General features: G+C 61.4%; 10 protein-coding genes. 9 read left to right on the top strand and 1 reads right to left on the bottom strand.

Going from position 1 to position 19,067, the window contains the following annotated elements; all coding sequences use genetic code 11:
* Positions 1-188: 188 nt before the first annotated feature.
* Entirely contained in the window at positions 189-10,982 is a 10,794-nt protein-coding gene (locus ACEN8Z_RS24650) for a peroxidase family protein (RefSeq protein ID WP_495595971.1), read from the top strand.
* 272 nt (positions 10,983-11,254) lie between these two features.
* Here ACEN8Z_RS24650 and ACEN8Z_RS24645 read toward each other — a convergent pair whose 3' ends face one another.
* Positions 11,255-12,124, bottom strand: coding sequence for an AraC family transcriptional regulator (locus ACEN8Z_RS24645; RefSeq protein ID WP_495595970.1), 870 nt, complete (start codon positions 12,122-12,124; stop codon positions 11,255-11,257).
* A gap of 410 nt (positions 12,125-12,534) precedes the next feature.
* Between ACEN8Z_RS24645 and ACEN8Z_RS24640 the strand changes: the two genes are divergently transcribed.
* The 8 genes from ACEN8Z_RS24640 (at position 12,535) to ACEN8Z_RS24605 (ending at position 19,066) form a co-directional block, all read left to right on the top strand.
* On the top strand, positions 12,535-12,744 hold the full coding sequence (locus tag ACEN8Z_RS24640) for a Flp family type IVb pilin (RefSeq protein ID WP_495595969.1): 210 nt from the start codon (positions 12,535-12,537) through the stop codon (positions 12,742-12,744).
* A 26-nt stretch (positions 12,745-12,770) separates the two neighbouring features.
* Positions 12,771-13,289, top strand: coding sequence for an A24 family peptidase (locus ACEN8Z_RS24635; protein ID WP_495595968.1), 519 nt, complete (start codon positions 12,771-12,773; stop codon positions 13,287-13,289).
* A 14-nt stretch (positions 13,290-13,303) separates the two neighbouring features.
* Entirely contained in the window at positions 13,304-14,632 is a 1,329-nt protein-coding gene (locus tag ACEN8Z_RS24630; RefSeq protein WP_495595967.1) for a DUF8689 domain-containing protein, read from the top strand.
* A 15-nt stretch (positions 14,633-14,647) separates the two neighbouring features.
* Positions 14,648-15,457 (top strand): Flp pilus assembly protein CpaB, encoded by an 810-nt coding sequence (gene cpaB, locus ACEN8Z_RS24625; RefSeq protein ID WP_495595966.1) that lies wholly within the window; start codon positions 14,648-14,650, stop codon positions 15,455-15,457.
* A gap of 75 nt (positions 15,458-15,532) precedes the next feature.
* Positions 15,533-16,864 carry a TadE/TadG family type IV pilus assembly protein gene (locus tag ACEN8Z_RS24620; protein WP_495595965.1) on the top strand — a complete coding sequence of 444 codons (1,332 nt, stop codon included), beginning with the start codon at positions 15,533-15,535 and terminating at the stop codon, positions 16,862-16,864.
* An 8-nt stretch (positions 16,865-16,872) separates the two neighbouring features.
* Entirely contained in the window at positions 16,873-17,358 is a 486-nt protein-coding gene (locus tag ACEN8Z_RS24615; protein WP_495595964.1) for a TadE/TadG family type IV pilus assembly protein, read from the top strand.
* Positions 17,358-17,852: a TadE/TadG family type IV pilus assembly protein gene (locus ACEN8Z_RS24610; RefSeq protein ID WP_495595963.1), complete on the top strand. Its 495-nt coding sequence runs from the start codon at positions 17,358-17,360 to the stop codon at positions 17,850-17,852. Before ACEN8Z_RS24615 ends, ACEN8Z_RS24610 begins: the two co-directional genes overlap by 1 nt.
* Positions 17,846-19,066: an AAA family ATPase gene (locus ACEN8Z_RS24605; protein ID WP_495595962.1), complete on the top strand. Its 1,221-nt coding sequence runs from the start codon at positions 17,846-17,848 to the stop codon at positions 19,064-19,066. Before ACEN8Z_RS24610 ends, ACEN8Z_RS24605 begins: the two co-directional genes overlap by 7 nt.
* The last annotated feature ends 1 nt before the right edge of the window (position 19,067 follow it).

The raw sequence follows: 19,067 nt of genomic DNA, 5'->3' as shown, positions 1-19,067 counted from the left end.
GAGGCATTGACCCTCAGCTGAGCACTGCTGATCGCACGCGATTCGGTAAGGGCTCGGTGTCGCCGTGAAATCAGGTCCCGTCGTTCAATTTCTGTTTTTTGTTTATGGGGTTCAACACTAAACCACGTAGTTGCAGCCGAGCATTACGCATGTGGTTTCCTGACTAGTTATGCATCGAGGAAACAGCCATGGCCAGCTTCATCAAGTCCGATCTCGAATTCATTCTCGAACAAATTTTCATCGCCGAACGGCATGCGGCAGGCGCGAGTCTGGCTGACATGCTGCCGAACGTAGAAGTACCCTTCGGCCTGCGCACCGTTTCCGGCATCTACAACAACCTGGCCGATCCCCAGATCCAGTTTGGCGCCGCCGACAACATCTTCCCGCGTATGACGACGCCGGTGTTCAATACCGCGCAGGTCCAGCCGGTCGGTTTCTTCGGTCCCGCCGATCCTGGCGGAACCACGCCGACTTCCTACCTGCAGACCAGCGGTTTCGTCTTTGACTCGCAGCCGCGCACCATCAGTAACCTGATCGTCGACCAGACCGCCAACAACCCGGCGGCGGTCGCGGCCGCAGCGGCCAATCCGGATTCACAGACGGTCACCAGCCCCGGTCTGGATGGCCTGTTCGGCACCGCCGACGACGTTTCCGTGTTCCAGATCCCTAATATCACGCCCGACGCGGGCCTGACCGCGCCGTTCAACCAATGGATGACTTTCTTCGGCCAGTTCTTCGACCATGGCCTGGACCTCGTCACCAAGGGCGGCAGCGGCACAGTCTTTATTCCGCTGCAGCCGGATGACCCGCTATTCGTACCGGGCAGCCCGACCAACTTCATGGTGCTGACGCGCGCCACCAATCTGCCCGGCCCCGACGGCATTCTGGGCACCGCCGATGACATCCACGAGCAGAGCAACACCACCTCGCCGTTTGTCGACCAGAACCAGACCTACAGCTCGCATCCCTCGCACCAGGTGTTCCTGCGCGCGTATGAGCTCAACGCCGCCGGCGATCCGGTGGCCACCGGCAAGTTGATTACCAATCGTGACCTGGGCGCCGATGGCGTGTTCGGCACCGCCGACGACGTCGAGATCGGTGGCATGGCCACCTGGGCAGTCGTCAAGGCCCAGGCCCGTGATCTGCTTGGCATCAACTTGACCGATGCGGACGTGTTCAACGTACCGCTGCTGGCGACCGATGCTTACGGCAACTTCATCAAGGGGCCTAACGGCCTCCCACAAGTCGTGATGATGGGCGCGGATGGCCTTCCCGGCACGGCCGATGACGTACTCGTGGAGGGTAATCGGGCCGCGCCAATCAGCCTGGCGAACGCCGTGCGCACCGGTCACCAGTTCCTTATCGACATCGCCCACAGTGCCGATCCGACCGGCGGCCTGACGCCTGACGCGGACACCGTCATTGGCGGCCCGCAAGCCCCCGGTACCTACGACAACGAGCTGCTCGACAAGCACTACATTGCCGGCGATGGCCGGGTCAACGAGAACATCGGCCTGACCACGGTGCATGAGATCTTCCACAGCGAGCACAACCGGCTGATTGACCAGACCAAGGAGACAGTGCTGGCCTCCGCCGACCTTGATTTCCTGAACAAGTGGCTGATGCCCGACGCCCAACTGACAGCGCTGCCAGTGACGCCGGCCGATATCGCGGCCCTGCACTGGAACGGCGAGCGGTTGTTCCAGGCCGCCAAGTTCGGCACCGAGATGCAGTACCAGCACCTGGTGTTCGAGGAGTTCGCGCGCACCATCCAGCCGCAAGTGGACGTCTTCCTGGCACCCATGGGTAACGACACCACGATCGACCCATCGATCGTCGCCGAGTTCGCGCACACGGTCTTTCGCTTCGGTCACTCGATGCTGCTGGAGACGGTCGATCGCTTCGACCCCAACTTCAACGTCGTCGGCGACGGCAATCCGGTTGACCCGGGCAATCAGCAGACCGGCCTGATCGCGGCCTTCCTCAACCCTCTCGCGTTTGCTGCGAGCGGCCCAACTCCTGACCAGGCGGCTGGCGCCATCGTGCGCGGCATCACGCGGCAGGTCGGCAACGAGATCGACGAGTTTGTCACTGATGCTCTGCGCAACAATCTGGTTGGCCTGCCGCTCGACCTTCCCGCGCTCAACCTGGCGCGCGGCCGCGATGCCGGCATTCCGTCGCTGAACGCGGCGCGGCGCGAGTTCTACCACATGACCGGCGACAGCCAGTTGACCCCCTACACGAGCTGGGCCGATTTCGTGCAGCACATGAAACACCCGGAATCGCTGATCAACTTCATCGCCGCTTACGGTACGCATTCAACCATCACTGGCGCTACGACGCTGGCGGCCAAGCGCGCTGCTGCTGTGGATCTCGTGCTCGGCAGCGCCACGGCGCCGGCTGATCGCCTGGACTTCCTCAACAGTACCGGTGCCTGGGCCAGCACCGCCGGTGCGGACGGTATTCTGCACACCGCAGACGATGTGACCACCACCGGTCTGGACTCCGTCGATTTCTGGATCGGCGGCCTGGCCGAAGAGAAGATGCCCTTTGGCGGCCTGCTGGGTTCGACCTTCAACTTCGTCTTTGAAACCCAGTTGGAAAATCTGCAGAATGGTGACCGCTTCTACTACCTGGCACGCACCGCGGGACTCAACTTCGGCACTGAGCTTGAGAACAATTCGTTCGCCAATCTGGTGATGCTCAACAGCGACGCAACGCACCTGCCGGCTAACATCTTCCAGACGCCGGCCTTCATCCTGGAGGTCGACCCGACGCACCAGTTCAACCAGAGTGTGGTGGCCGGCCCGGACGGCATCCTCGGCACGGTTGACGATCTGCCAGCCAACGCCGACCCCTTTGGCCCGTCGGACCACCCGATTGGCTCACCACGGATTGACCATTTCACGCCGCTGGTGATCCGCGACAACCCGGACACAGTGGGCCCGGATACCAACTACCTGCACTACACCGGCGGCGATACGGTCGTGCTGGGTGGCACAGCTGGCAACGATATCCTCATTGCCGGCGACTCGGACGACGACACCGTCTATGGCGACGCCGGCAATGACCGGCTCGACGGTGGCTACGGTAACGACAACCTCTTTGGCGGCGCCGGTGACGACATCATCACTGACATCGGCGGTGCCGATGTCATCCACGGCGATGACGGCAACGACGTCATCCAGGCCGGTAACTCAATCCTCGCCGGCAACAACCTGGTCCTCGGCGGTGCGGGTAAAGACTTCATCATCACCACCGAAGACATCACGATGACCTTCGGCGGCGCGGGCGACGATTTCATCCTCGGCGCCAAGGTCAACCTCGCGCCGACCGGCAACGAAGGCGACGACTGGATCGAGGGCGGCACCCAGGACGGTGCGCCTGGCGATAACATGAGCCCGACCTTGACCGACGATGTGCCCGGTAACGACATCTTCATCGGCACCGGCGGATTCGATGAAATGATCGGTGAAGGCGGCGACGACATCTTCGTCGCCAGCGATGCTCAGGACAAGATGGACGGCATGTCCGGGTTCGACTGGACCACCTACAAGAATGACAAGTACGGCGTGACCGTCGACATGGTCGTTCCTTTCTTCAGCCCCTATCACCCGGTGCCCGATGCAGCGGGTAATATCGTGGGTGCATTCGCGCAATCGGCCGATGCGGTCTACGACCGGTTCGCGGAAGTGGAGGGCCTGTCGGGGTCGGCCTTCGCCGACTTCCTGCGCGGCGATGAACAAAACGCGGCCATTATCGCCAACATCACGGCCAGGGGCAGCATTCTCACCAACTTCGATCTCGTCAGCGGCCTGCGGGCCTTTGTCGGCAGCGCCGGTTTCGGTGCCGACGGTATCGGCGGGACGGCCGACGATCAGTTCGGCGCGGGCAACATCATCCTCGGCGGCGATGGCAGCGACATCATCGAAGGCCGTGGCGGCAGCGACCTCATCGACGGCGACAGTTGGCTCAACGTACGCATCAGCGTGCGGCAGAACATCGATGGCACCGGGCCGGAGATCGCCAGCTTCGACAGCATGACGCCGATGATCCCGCTCATGCTGAACGGCACCTACAATCCCGGCCAGCTCGTCGCCGTGCGTGAGATCCTGCCCGGTACATCCGCAGGCGGGGCTGCGTTCGACACCGTCAACTTCACGGGTCCTCTGGCGAACTACACGATCGCCGTCAACGGCACCGTCGTCGATCCCGCCGTTCCCCTCAATATCGTCGGCACCGACATCGTCACCGTGACCGACAATGTCGGCAAGGAAGAAACCGACCGTCTCACCCATATCGAGCGGCTGCAGTTCTCCGATCAGGCAGTGGTCCTCGTGCAGGGGGTCAACGCCGAGCCTGTGGGTGCACTGACGGTCGATAACACCGCACCGACCGTTGGCCAGACGCTGACTGTGTCAGCGGCAGGCATCACCGATGGCGACAACGCGGGCGGGGCGATCCACAATTCCATCAGTTACATATGGCAGTTTGAAGCGGCACCGGGCTCGGGCGTCTTCGAGGACATCATCCTCGGCCCAGGCCGCATCGGGATCGGATTTACCAGAGCGGACAAGCCCACTTTCACGGTGACGTCGGATCTTGCCGGTCTGGCAATTCGCGTCAAAGCCTTCTATGCGGACGATCATGGTGTGACCGAGCAGGTATTCTCGGCACCCACTACCGCAGTAGTGGCCGCGCCGCCGGCCCCGGTAGTGGCTCCTTCGCTGATCGATCCGCAGACCACTGCCCCAAGCAACGGTGTGCGTTACACGCAATCGGACCTGGCGTTCATCCTTGACCAGATCAAGATCGCGGAACACAACGCGGCCGGTGAGAACCTCAACACGCTGCTCGACAATATACGGATGCCATTCGGTTTGCGCACGGTCGAAGGGACGGAAAACAACCTGCTCCATCCTGAGTTCGGTGCCGCCGATAATGTATTCCCACGCCTGACCACGCCGGACTTCCGCCCGGCCGATGCCGGCACGAGTTACACCCAGACCAGCGGCCTGGTGATCGATTCGCAGCCGCGCACCATCAGCAACCTGATCGTCGACCAGACCGCCAACAACCCGGCGGCGGTCGCGGCTACCTTCGATCCGGGTCTGGATGGCATCCTGGGCACGGCTGACGATGTCCTCAAGGCCGGTGCGCAGGTGGTGACCGGAACCCGTACCGACGGCACGACGTTCCAGACCTTCTTCGACCCGAACGTGAGCCCCGACGCGGGCCTGACCGCGCCCTTCAACCAATGGATGACCTTCTTCGGCCAGTTCTTCGACCATGGCCTGGACCTCGTCACCAAAGGTGGCTCGGGCACCGTGTTCATTCCGCTGCAGCCGGATGACCCGCTGTTCGTGCCCGGTAGCCCGACCAACTTCATGGTGCTGACGCGCGCCACCAACCAGCCCGGTCCCGATGGCATTCTGGGCACGGCCGACGACATCCACGAGAACACCAACACTACCTCGCCGTTTGTCGACCAGAACCAGACCTACAGCTCGCATCCTTCGCACCAGGTGTTCCTGCGTGCCTATGAGCTCAACGCAGCGGGCGATCCGGTGGCTACCGGCAAGTTGATCGAAAATCGTGATCTGGGCGCCGATGGCGTGTTCGGTACGGCCGATGACGTCGGGATCGGCGGCATGGCCACCTGGAAGGTGGTCAAGGCGCAAGCCCATGATCTGCTCGGCATCAACCTCACCGATGCCGATTTCAACAACGTGCCATTGCTGGCGACCGACGCCTACGGCAATTTCATCAAGGGTCCGAACGGTTTCCCTCAGGTGGTGATGGTGGGCCCGGACGGCATTGCCGGCACGGCCGACGATGTGCTCGTTGAAGGCAATCCGGCGGCGCCCATCAGCCTGGTCGATGCCGTACGTACCGGTCATGCCTTCCTCAACGACATCGCGCACACCGCCGTTCCGATTGACGACGTGACCGGCGCAGCACTTCTGCCCGATGTGGACACTGTTGTTGGCGGTACGCCTGCGCCGGGCTTCTACGACAACGAACTGCTGGACGCGCACTACATTGCCGGCGACGGTCGGGTCAACGAGAACATCGGCCTGACCACCGTCCACTCCATCTTCCACCATGAGCACAACCGCTTGGTCGATCACACCAAGGCGGTGGTCCTGGCGACAGCGGCAAGCGGCGATGTATCGTTCCTGAACGAGTGGCTGCTGACGCCAGTCACTGCCGTTCCCGTCGATACCTCGACCCTCGACTGGAACGGCGAGCGCCTGTTCCAGACCGCCAAGTTCGGCACCGAGATGCAGTACCAGCACCTGGTATTCGAAGAGTTCGCGCGTACGATCCAGCCGATGGTCGATCCCTTCTTCGCCCCGGGCCAGGTGTACGACACCGCGATCGATCCGAGCATCGTTGCCGAGTTCGCGCACACCGTCTATCGCTTCGGGCACTCGATGCTGCTGGAGCAGGTCGACCGGCTTGATCCGAACTTCGCTTCGAGCGATATCGGGCTGATTCAGGCCTTCCTCAACCCACTGGAGTTCGCAGGCAGCGGTCCCACTCCGGAACAGGCGGCCGGTGCCATCGTGCGCGGCGTGACCCGTCAGGTGGGCAACGAGATCGATGAGTTCGTCACCGAAGCCTTGCGCAACAACCTGCTGGGGCTGCCGCTCGACCTGCCCTCCATCAACCTGGCGCGTGGCCGCGATACCGGCATTCCGTCCCTGAACGCGGCGCGGCGGGAGTTCTATTTGCCCACCGGTGACGCAGAGCTCAAGCCTTACACGAGCTGGGCCGATTTCGTGCAGCACATGAAGCATCCGGAATCGCTGATCAACTTCATCGCCGCCTACGGCACGCACCCGACCATCACCGCCGCCACCACGCTGGCGGACAAGCGCGCCGCGGCTGCGGACCTGGTGCTCGGCGGCGCGACCGCACCGGCCGACCGTGTCGACTTCCTCAACAGCACCGGTGCCTGGACCAGCACCGCTGGTGCGGACGGCGTTTTGCACACGGCGGACGACGTGACCATCACCGGCCTGGATAACGTCGACTTCTGGGTTGGCGGGCTGGCCGAGGAGAAGATGCCCTTTGGCGGCATGCTCGGCTCGACCTTCAACTTCGTCTTCGAGAACCAGATGGAGAAACTCCAGGACGGTGACCGCTTCTACTATCTGGAGCGCACCGCCTCGATGGACTTTGGCGCAGAGCTTGAGAACAACACGTTCTCCGCGCTGGTCATGGCCAACACCGACGCAACACACCTCCCGGGCAGGGTTTTCCTGACGCCGGCCTACACTCTGGAGGTCAACCAAGCGAACCAGTACAACCCGAGTGTGATTGCCGGTCCCGACGGCATTGTCGGCACGATCGACGATCTGCCAGCCAACGCCGACCCCTTTGGCCCGTCGAACCATCCGATTGGCTCACCACGCAGTGACTTCCTCACGCCACTGGTGATCCGCGACAATCCTGCCACACCTGGCTTGGATACCAACTACCTGCACTACACCGGCGCCGATACCGTCGTGCTGGGCGGCACGCCCGGCAACGACATCCTCATTGCCGGTGACTCGGACGACGACACGGTCTATGGCGATGCCGGTAACGATCGGATCGATGGCGGCTACGGCAACGACCAGCTCTTTGGCGGTGCCGGTGACGACATCATCACGGACATCGGCGGCGACGACGTCATCCACGGCGAGGACGGCAACGACGTCATCCAGGGCGGCAACGGCCTCAATCTGATCCTCGGCCAGGCCGGCCAGGACTTCATCATCACCGGCGAGGACGCGGCCGACACCAGCGGTGGGCTGGGCAACGACTTCATCCTCGGCAGCAAGGCGAACGAATTCGCGCGCGGCGGCGAAGGTGACGACTGGATCCAGGGCGGATCCGCCGATGGTGTTGCCGGCGACAACTTCGACCCATTCGGCAACGATCCGATCAATGGCAACGACGTCTTCATGGGCGATGGCGGCCCGGACAACTTCGACGGGGAGGGCGGTGATGACATCATGATCGGCAGCCCCAGCGAGGCGGACCGTTTCATCGGGTTCTCCGGTTACGACTGGGCGACCTTCAAGGACGATCCGGCCGGCGTGACCATCGGCCTCAACTCCAGGCTGCGCTTCTTCGATCAACCGGCGGTGCCTGGCTCCAACGCGTCGATCCTTGCCCGACTGGACCTGGTGGAAGGGCTGTCGGGATCGTCCCACGCCGACTTCCTCAGCGGCGACGATTCCACTGCGGCATTGCTCGCGGTCGCTGGCGCCAAGGGCAGCGTGCTCACCAACTTCGACCTCATCAGCGGTCTGCGGGCGTTCGTTGGCGCTGCCGGCAACGGGGCGGATGGCATCGCCGGCACAGCTGACGATAAGTTCGACGGGGGCAACATCGTCCTGGGCGGTGCTGGCAGCGACGTCCTCGAAGGCCGTGGCGGCGATGACCTCATCGACGGCGACAAGTGGCTCAACGTGCGCATTAGCGTGCGGCAGAACATCGATGGCACCGGGCCGGAAATCGCCAGCTTCGACAGCATGACACCGCTGGTCCCGCTGATGTTGAACGGTACCTATAACCCCGGCCAGCTCCAGATCGTCCGCGAGATCCTGACGGCGCCCGGCCCCGACTTCGACACGGCGCTGTTCTCCGGCAATTTTGCGGATTACACCGTGGTCGAAAACGTCAACGGCACCGTTACGGTCACCGACAATGTCGCTGCCAGGGACGGGGTCGACACTCTCAGCAATATCGAGCGGTTGCAGTTCGCCGATCAGGCGGTTGTTCTCGGCGGTGTGAACTCGGCGCCAGTCGGCTCGCTGAGGATCGACGATCCCACGCCCGCCGTCGGCCAGGTGTTGACGGTATCGGCGGCAGACATCACGGATGCCGACAATACCGCGACCGGCGGCGCGATCACCAGCCCCATCAGTTTCTTCTGGCAGTTCGAACCGCGTGCGGGCTCGGGCGTCTTCGAAGACATCACCTTCTTTGCCGCCGGAGAGGTCGCGCGCGCAGAGGGTACGACCGTCACGGTGGGCACGGAACTCAGGGTCCCACCACCGGCGACCCTTATTGGCGCCGTGCCGGCTATTCCGCAACTCGTCGTGGCAACCGGACTGGCGCTGCGCGTCAGGGCGGTCTACAAGGACGCCAATGGCGTGCTGGAGGAGGTGTTCTCGGCGCCGACCGCACCGATCTCGCCGGCCGGTACCGGCACCGTCAATGTCCTGCCGGTTGGCACTGTGCTGATCAGCGATACGACCCCGACGCCAGGCTCGGCCTTGACCGCCACGGATGCGTTCACCGACGCCAACGGGACCACGACCTCGGTGATTACCCATCAGTGGCAGGTGGGGAGCGGTGCGACCTTTGCCGACATTGCCGGCGCGACGGGCACGACCTTCACGCCCGACTCGACGCAGACCGCTCAGCAACTGCGTGTCGTCGCGAGTTACGTCGATGACCTCGGCACGCTTGAGCGAGTCACCTCTGCCGCAACGACAGTGGTCGGTGATGTGTTTGTCGGTACCGCCGGTGTCGACATTTGGACCGGCACGGCAGGCGACGACGTGGCCAGCGGAGGTGATGGCAACGACATCCTGAACGCCTTGGGCGGCAACGACATCCTCAATGGTGATGCGGGCAATGACGTTCTCATCGGCGGTACGGGTGCCGACACCATGGCTGGCGGTGTTGGCGACGATGTCTACGAAGTCACCGACCTTGGGGACGTGGTGACCGAGCTTGGCGGTGAGGGTATTGACACGGTCTGGACCTCGCTCGCGAGCTACACCCTGGGTGCCAACGTCGAGAATCTGTTTTTCGGCGGCAGCGGCAACTTTGTGGGCAGCGGCAACGCGCTCGACAACACACTCGTGGGTGGTGCGGGTAACGACGTCCTCATCGGCGGCGCAGGTGCCGACACGATGGCCGGCGGTGGCGGCAGCGATGTCTACGAAGTCACCGAGCTTGGGGATGTGGTGAGCGAGCTCGCCGGTGCCGGCAGCAGCGACACGGTCTGGACCTCGCTTGCGAGCTACACCCTGGGCGCCAACGTCGAGAATCTGTATTTCGGCGGCAGCGGCAACTTTGCGGGCACCGGCAACGTGCTCAACAACACGATCGTGGGCGGTGCGGGTAATGACGTCCTCGTCGGTGGCGCAGGTAACGACGTCCTCATCGGTGGCGCAGGTGCCGACACGATGGTCGGTGGCGTCGACAACGATACCTATGAAGTCGACAACCTTGGGGATGTGCTGACCGAGCTCGCCGGTTCCGGCAGTGACACGGTCTGGACCTCGCTTGCGAGCTACACGCTGGGTGCCAACGTCGAAAATCTGTTTTTCGGCGGCAGCGGCAACTTTGCGGGCATCGGCAACGAGCTCGCCAACACGATTGGGGGGGGCGCGGGTAACGACTTCCTCAACGGCAACGGCGGTGCCGACACGATGCTCGGCGGTGGCGGTGCCGACACGATGTTCGGCGGTGTTGGCGACGATGTCTACGAAGTCACCGACCTTGGGGACGTGGTGACCGAGCTCGCCGGTGCCGGCAGCGACACGGTCTGGACTTCGCTCGCGGGCTACACCCTGGATGCCAACGTCGAGAATCTGTATTTCGGCGGCAGCGGTAACTTCGTGGGCAGCGGCAACGAGCTCGCCAACATAATCGTGGGTGGTGCGGGTAACGACGTCCTCACCGGCGGTGGCGGTAACGACGTGATGAGTGGTGTCGTTGGCAACGATACGTTCGTGTTTGCTGCCGCGGGTTTCGGCAACGATACGATCCTGAACTTCGGAGCCAATCCGGCCGGGCAGGACTTGCTCAATATCGCGGCACTGGGGATCACCAGCGCGACGTTCGCTGCCAACGTGACCATAGCGGCTAACGGGGCGGACACGGTGGTAGGGATCGGGGCGGACACGATTCACCTTGTCGGTGTCAGCAGTGCGACCGTTGATCAGACGGACTTCATTCTGGCGGGATAAGGAGGCCTTCTCGACAACGTTGAGCTCAAAGCAATATGAGGTGTGTGGCGGTTGCCACACACCTTTTTTTTGGGGCTTCCACTGGTTTGAGCGTGGGCACGACCCCTTGCAGGAGCCAGCCTGCTGGCGATGGTCGTTAACGATAACGCGTATGAACTGGATAAACGCGGCGCACTTGAGCCCATCACCAGCAATCGAGCGTCGACCGGCTGCTCCTACAGTTTCCCGGGAATGCGTGAAGAACCTTTTTTTTGTGCGCGTAAAAAACCGGATCAACCGCTGAGGCTCTGTACCAGGCTTTCGAGCGCTTCAATGGTTTTGTCATCCTGCACCGGTTGCGTAGCGGCAGCCGCTTTGAGTTGCCGTGCCAGGCGGTATTCGCTGGGCGTGCAGTTGGCGAACTGCTTGAAGGCACGGGCGAAGTAGGACGGATCCTTGAAGCCGGCCTCATAGCCGATGCTGGTAATCGGCATCTGGCTGTTGTCGAGCAGATCTTTGGCGAAGTTCATGCGCTTGTCCAGGATGTAATCCGTGAAGCCAAGCCCATTGGCTTCCTTGAACAGGCGGCTGAAGCGAAATGTCGTCATGCCGCAGCGCTGCGCCAGATCCCGCTGATCGATGCTGTCTCGAAAGTGCTGCTCGATGTACAGCATGACATTGCTCAGCGCCTGGTGTTTTTGGTGTCCTGAGGTCCGCCGGATGCTGTCCGGCAAGGTCGGGGAGTGGTCGATCTGCGATGTCTTGCCCTGGCCATTGGCATTTCGGCGCAACTCGCAGAGCTGCACCAGCGCCGTCAGGTAACGCTTCTTCTCGGTGGTCGAGAGCGGGAGCACCATGTATTCCCAGACGCTGGAGCGCATGGCCCATACAGCCAGTTCCTCCGAGTGCTGCACAGTGAACATGGTGATCGGGATGCTGGGGGTGGTGCGTTTGATCTCCAGCAATAGCCTCAAGCCTGGAGTGTCGGGGCGATCAAAATGGACGCAGATCATGTCTGCCTGTTCCCTGATGGGCAACACGGAGTTTTTCGCCAGATTGCAGTCGCAGGTACCCACGAACTGCGCGGCGAGTTCTTTCGTGGACCGATCATGAGTCAGATCGAACCATAGGAGCGATGGCCTTTTGGTCAAGTTGGACGTCATGTCTCTACTCAGGGGTTCTTGGTGACTCTCTTCGCTAAGGAGTATTGCCAAGGTGCCATCACTTTGCAGATTTAATCCCGATAGGAAAGACGATTTTTAGTTCTATTCGCTCTATGGATTGCCTGGAGGGCAGCCCCGGACGAGTGTTTGTTGGTGTGCTTCGATGAGCCCGGGATTAACCGCTTGTCGCTTGTGAATCATTGACAACCGCCTTTGCCTTGCCGCGCCTTGTTTACCCCTTCCGTTACTTTTGCAAAGGCCAATGCCCCGTATTTGGCCGCCCCGCAAAAAAGTCCTAACGATGTGCAAAATCTTCCTAACGCCTATGCCTGCACCCTGACTAGTGTTGCACTCAGGCAGCGCAGAAAGTACTGCCTCAGAAAAAACAACATTCGAGTGAGGTGGGCAAAATGATCATGCAAACAATCAAGGCTTCGGTACTGAAATTCGTCAAAGACGAAGATGGCCTGACCATTGTGGAATACGCGGTGGCAGGTGGGTTGGTTACGATAGCTGTTGTCGCGGCGTTCACGGCTCTTGGCGGGGCAGTGGATACCAGAATCAGAGCTCTTTGTGCCGCTGTTAGTGGTGCTGCTTGTGCTGCCCCCGCTGCCGCATAACGACAACTCTGGCAGGAGGATGCGACATGTCCATGGAACAGCTGGTAGCTACCATTGTGCTGATAGGACTGCTGGGCGTGGCGGTGGTGAGCGACTTGCGTCGCCACCGCATTTCCAACCTGCTGATCCTGGTAGGTCTGGCCTTGGGATTGGCCGGCCAGACCTATTCAGGTGGGGTTAGTGGGATGGGGGATGGCCTGCTGGGCCTCCTGATCGGTTTTGCGCTGTTCCTGCCCATGTATGCCCTTGGCGGCATGGCTGCCGGCGACGTCAAGCTGATGGCCATGGTTGGCAGCTTTCTACCCCCCCATTACGCCTTATGGGCTGTGTTCTTCAGTCTGATATGGGGAGGGTTGTGCGGTTTTCTGATCGTTCTGGTGCGCGGTCAATTGTTGCAGACCCTGGGGCGCTATCGGTTGATGTTTTGGGCGCGGGCCTATATGGCGCCAAGTTCAGACGAGGTAGCCGGCAAGCCCTTTCCTTATTCGGTAGCGATCCTGCTGGGGACGTTGAACAGCATCTACTGGCAACTCACTGCCGGTTGATTCGGAGGTTGGACATGCACGTCATCGTCGAAAGTGATGCCTACCCCAGCGATCGGGGAGCGGTGCAACGCCTGGCTCCTCAGCCCTGCACTATCCGCGAAACCGGACTGACTGACAGTTTTCTCGGTGAGTTGGTGTGCAAGCATTTGTTTGATGCCGGTGTGCTGGACATGTCGCGGCTGGTGGAACGCCTGGCGCTGACCGGCGCGGTACTTGAAGAAGTCCTGGCGTTTCTGCGCAAGGATGGCCGTGTCGAAGTGCTGGGCCAGGCGAGTCAAGCGGGCGGGCAGATGCTGCGTTATGGCCTGACCGAACGTGGTCGCAGTGCCGCCCGCGATGCCCTGTCGCGCAGTGGCTATATCGGTGCGGCACCCTTCCCGGTGAGTACCTACCGGTCCCTGATCAAACTGCAGACTATTCACCATGGTCGCATCAACGCCAAGGATATGCGCAATGCCCTGGCTGGCGTAGTGCTCACGGAGGAGATGCTCGATCAGCTGGGTGTGGCGCTGAACTCCGGGCGCGCGATCATGATTTATGGGCCCGCGGGGACCGGCAAGACCTATGTCAGCAGTCGGCTGATCCGTCTGTTCGCCGAGGCCATCTGGGTCCCTCATGCCATCGTCATCAACGAGTCGGTGATCGAGATCTATGACCCGCAAGTGCATCAGCGACTCGATGAAAATGCTCAACAGAACAATCTGATGCTCAACGAAGGGATCGACCGTCGACTGCTGCGCTGCAAGCGCCCGATCGTCATCACGGGCGGTGAGTTGAGCATGGAACAGTTGGATGTTCGTTATGACCCATTTACCCGTCAATACCAGGCCGCCTTGCAGCTCAAGGCCAGCAATGGCCTGTTCATCATCGACGACATGGGACGCCAGCGCATGGCCCCCGCCGAGCTGTTCAATCGCTGGATCGTGCCGATGGAAGAGAAGCGCGATTTCCTCAACCTGGGCGGCGGTCGGCATTGCGAGCTGCCATTCGATCTGATTCTGGTGTTTTCCACCAACCTCAATCCCCTGGAACTGGCCGATGAGGCCTTCCTTCGCCGGATTGGCTACAAGCTGCAATTCGGTTACCTGAAGCCCGAGCAGTACGAAAAGATCTGGCGTCAGGAAAGCGAGCGCCTGGGCATTTCCTATGACCCGCTGTTGGTGCGTTATGTGCTGCAAAGGCTTTATGCAAGTGAAGGCATGCCCCTGGTGCCTTGCCATCCCCGCGATCTCCTGAACATGGCGCTCGATCGCCAGCGTTATATCGGCGGTTCCGGACCACTGTCACCGAAAGAGTTGGAATGGGCCTGGCACAACTACTTCGTCCAGCTCGACTTTCTTTGATACGGAGATACTGACATGAGCTCTCGTACGCTTACCCTGATAGGCGTTTCCCTGGCCATGGGCCTTGGGGCTGCATGGATGGCCGACTCCTGGCTGAGCGCGCGGCTCAATGCCAGCCCGGATGACCACCTTCGAAACGTGGTGGTCGCCACGGTAGAGATTCCATTCGGGCAGATGGTCGAGGCGCAGCAGGTCACGACCGTACGCATGCCCTTGGATACGATCCCGGACGATGCCTTCGATGCCAGCGAAAAAACCGTGGGCAAGATCGCAACGTTCGACATTCTGCGCGGCGACATCGTGCGCGGTGCGCGTCTGAGCGAGCACCTGGGGGGCAGCACCCTGGCCTCTTTGATTGCTCCCGACAAACGCGCCATATCGGTACGCGTGGACGATGTGGTCGGCGTGGGCGGATTCCTCTTGCCGGGTAACCGGGTCGATGTACTGGCGACCAAAACCACCAATGCCGGCACTAACAGCGCCACGTCCAGAACCATCCTCGAGAACCTGCGGGTGTTGGCGGTGGATCAGACCGCGGGTACCGATAAGACCCAGCCGGTCGTGGTGCGCGCCGTGACGCTGGAAATGTCGGTCGCTGAAGCGGAAACCCTGGTGACGGCGCAGACCGAAGGCAAGTTGCAACTGGCGCTGCGTAACCCGCTGAACCTAGAGAAGAAAACCGCGGCCGTTGCGCCTGCCACACCGCTTATGGCGGTGGCTACCGCCACAGAGCCAAAACGCGTAGTGCCGCGTGGTAATGGAGAGAGTGGCAGAGCCGTCACCATTATCCGCGGGATCGAGGCCAATGTAGTCAGAATTCGCTGACAGGGCGCAACAGGTGCCTGGGCACCACGGTATTGGCGCAGCCGATCCGGATCGGTATCGGCAATCGAGGGCTTGATGATGAATCTTCGTATTCAGCGGCCGTTCACTTCGACGCCAAGGCGCCAGGAAGGATCGGTGAGCGTATTGATGGTGATCGCGTTGGCGGCGATGGCCATGATGGCGGCATTGGCTCTGGACGGCGGGCATATGATGCTGAACAAAACGCGCCTGCAGAATGCGGTGGACGCCGCCGCCCTGAGTGGCGCAAAAACCCTGAGTCAGGTGGAGGGTGGCGTCAACAGTGCTAGCACGACGCGGACTGCCGCGCTCAATACGCTAACGCAAAATGCCAATGCCACGGGCAACAGCGAATTGGCCACGGCTGTCGGCGGCAACGCAAATTTTGCAGTGGTGGAACTGGCAAGCAGTGTCTATGGCCCGTTCTCCTATCCCGGTCCGGCGGATGCCAAGTATGTTCGGGTATCGGTACCGAGTTATAACCTGACGGGTTTTTTCTGGAATTTCGCACAGGCATTCGGCGCTGGCGGCCTGGGAGCCAAAGCGGTGGCGGCGATCGCCACCGCTGGCCCCAGCCCTACCAGCCCGTGCGATCTCGCACCTTTGATGGTCTGTGGCGACCCGACTAAATACAACCCGGGCGCCGGCCTGTTCTGGGGCTTCCAGTTTGGTGATTTGAAAGTATTGAAGACGGCTTCCGGCAACAAGTCGCCCATTGGTCCAGGCAACTTTCAGTTGCTCGATTTTGGCTCGGGCGGCAATGCGGTCAGGGAGGAGATGGCCGGAGGCGGCAAGGTCTGCCGCAATGTGGGAGACAACGTCACGACCGAGCCTGGCAACAAGGTCGGCCCTGCGTCTCAAGGCCTGAATACGCGCTTCGGCATCTACGACGGCGGCCAGATCAGTGCCTCGGCCTATCCGCCGGACCTGGTGACCACGTTCAGTAACCCCGCAATCACTGACGACGGCACAGGCCCGAAGTACCAGGGGCAAACCGTTACCTCGAACAATGGCAATCTCACGGCGGGCGGCAACCCGATACTGGACTACAACGACTGGCGTGCGAGCGTTGCCGCGTGTGTGGCAGGGGGCAGTGGCTGTCAGGGCAATGGGGTGTTCGAGCGCCGGATGCTGAAAATCGTGGTGGGCAACTGTGCCGGGAAAAATAATGGTTCAACCTCGATCCCCGTCCTCGGTTTTGGCTGTTATTTCGTGGTGCAGCCCATGGATGGTGGGGGCGGGGAAGCGGAGATCTTCGGCCAGTTCGTGAAGGAGTGCGAAGGCGACAACGTAGCCGGCCCCTCGCCGTCAACCGATTCCGGACCTCAGATCATTCAGCTCTACAAAACCTATCTCACCGGCAGCGGCACTCCGAGCACTGACTCATAGGGGGCGTCATGAGACTTCACGGATTTAAACATTGGCAGCGCCAGCAAGGCCTGGCCATGGTGGAGTTCACCCTCGTGTTGCCGGTGTTGCTGTTGCTGTTACTGACCTTCGGTGAATTCGGCCGCATGTTCTATCAGTACAACTTGTTGCTGCAGGCCAGCCGTGATGCCAGCCGTTTCGTCGCCAGCCAGGCCTGGAACTCGACGCTCGGCGCTGCCATTGTTCCGAGTGGCAGCACGCTGGAGACCCAGACGAAAAACGTTGCGGTGTATGGCGTACCGGTCAACACCGGGACCGCTGTGGTGTCAGGGTTGACGACTGGCAACGTGGTCGTTGCCGCAGTGGGCACCAACCATGTGCGAGTCACCATCACCTACAACTTCTGCCCGGTGATTGGCGCTGGTAATTGTGCCGGCTCGATTCCAGGATTTTTTGGTAGTCAGATTGCGCTGAGCATTCCGCTGGTCGCCACTACCGTCATGAGGGCACTGTGATGAATCGCAAACGCATGCGTGGCGTCTATGTTGTGGAGTTCGCCATCATCGGCATGCTGGTATTCACGCTGTTGTTCGGCGTGCTGGAAATGGGCCGGCTATACTTCACTGTCAATGCGCTGGATGAGGCCGTGCGGCGGGGGGCGCGTCTGGCGGCGGTGTGCAACATCAGCGATCCGGTGGTCTTGCGGCGGGCGATCTTCAACGCCGCGACCGACGCCGGTACGAGCCAACTGATCACGAGTCTGGCCACCAGCAACCTGACGCTGACCTATCTGGACGTCAACGGTGCTGTGATAGCCAACCCCGGCGACCTGGTCAGCGTCAACGGTTTTCGTGCCATCCGCTATGTCCAGTTGAGTCTGCAAAACTTCGTTTTCAATCTGTTTATTCCCGGGTTCGGCGTGCCCATTACCCTGCCTACATTCAGGGCAACGTTGCCACGTGAAAGTCTCGGGCGTCATTCCGATTCCGGGGAGATCACGCCATGCTGAATACCAGGGACACTCCACTCTCCAGTTCGACCGGCAAAGCCGGGCTCAGGTTGCTGATCAGCAGCCGTGATGCCACGTCGTTGCGCGACCTGCAGAGCGTCTGCCAGCGCATGCCCAGCCTGGAGGTGAGCACTCGACTGGTCAGCAATGGGCATGTCGACCCGCTCTACGGCCTGGACCGGATGCCCGATCTGCTGCTGTTGCGCGTCAGCCACCTGTGGCGTGAAGAGCTGTCGGCACTGTTGCAGCGCCCGGCCCATGAGCGTCCACCGATGTTGGTGTGCGGGCTGCTGAGCGAACAGGAAGGCATGCGCCTGGCGATGCAGGCCGGCGCCCGTGACGTGCTGCCGGAGCCCGTCGCCGAGACAGAACTGGTCGCCGCCTTGAATCGGCTGGTCATGGAGGTTCGGACCGGCAGCGGGACAGAAGGGAAATTGCTCGCCGTGATCAGCGCCAAGGGCGGATCCGGCGGCACCATGCTGGCTTGCAACCTGGCTCAGCAGCTCAGCATGAAGGGCGGCAGTACCCTGTTGTTGGATATGGACCTGCAATTTGGCAGCGTGACGCATTACCTGGATGTGGCGCAAACACACAGCCATCTGGAGGTGTTGCATCAGATCGACGGCATGGACAGTGTTGCGCTACGCGGTTTTTGCAGCCACTTCAGCCCGACCTTGCATGTGCTGGGTGGCCGGGCCGGTGAGCTGTGTCTGCCGCAGGATGCCCAACCCGAGCAACTTGATACCCTGATGCAATTGGCCCGCGCCAGCTATGACTGGGTAGTGATCGATCTGCCGCGGCAAATCGACCACCTCACCGGTTCCGTGCTGGAACAGGTGGATAGGGTGTACGTGGTGGTGCAGCAGAGCGTCAGTCATCTGCGCGATGCCAGCTCCCTGGTGCGGATTCTTCGCGAAGACCTCGGCGTGCGTGGGGATCAATTGCAGATAGTGGTCAACCGCTATGACAAGACGGCAGCGGTCAGCCTCAAGGATATCGGCGAGGCGCTGCGCTGCACGAACCTGTCGAAATTACCCAACGACTTCAACCTGGTCAGCCAGAGTCAGAACACTGGCGTGCCGTTGGGTCTGCATGCGCCGAAGGCGGCGATCACCGTTGCCCTGCGCAACGTGGCCGATGACCTGCTCGGCAACCAGGTGGCTGGAAAAAAAGGCGTGTTCAAACGCGCCTTCAACCGTTTTTTCGGGGGGTGAC

This window comes from Pseudomonas sp. Pseusp10, assembly GCF_059492225.1.
This window is presented reverse-complemented; position numbering and strand designations above follow the sequence as displayed.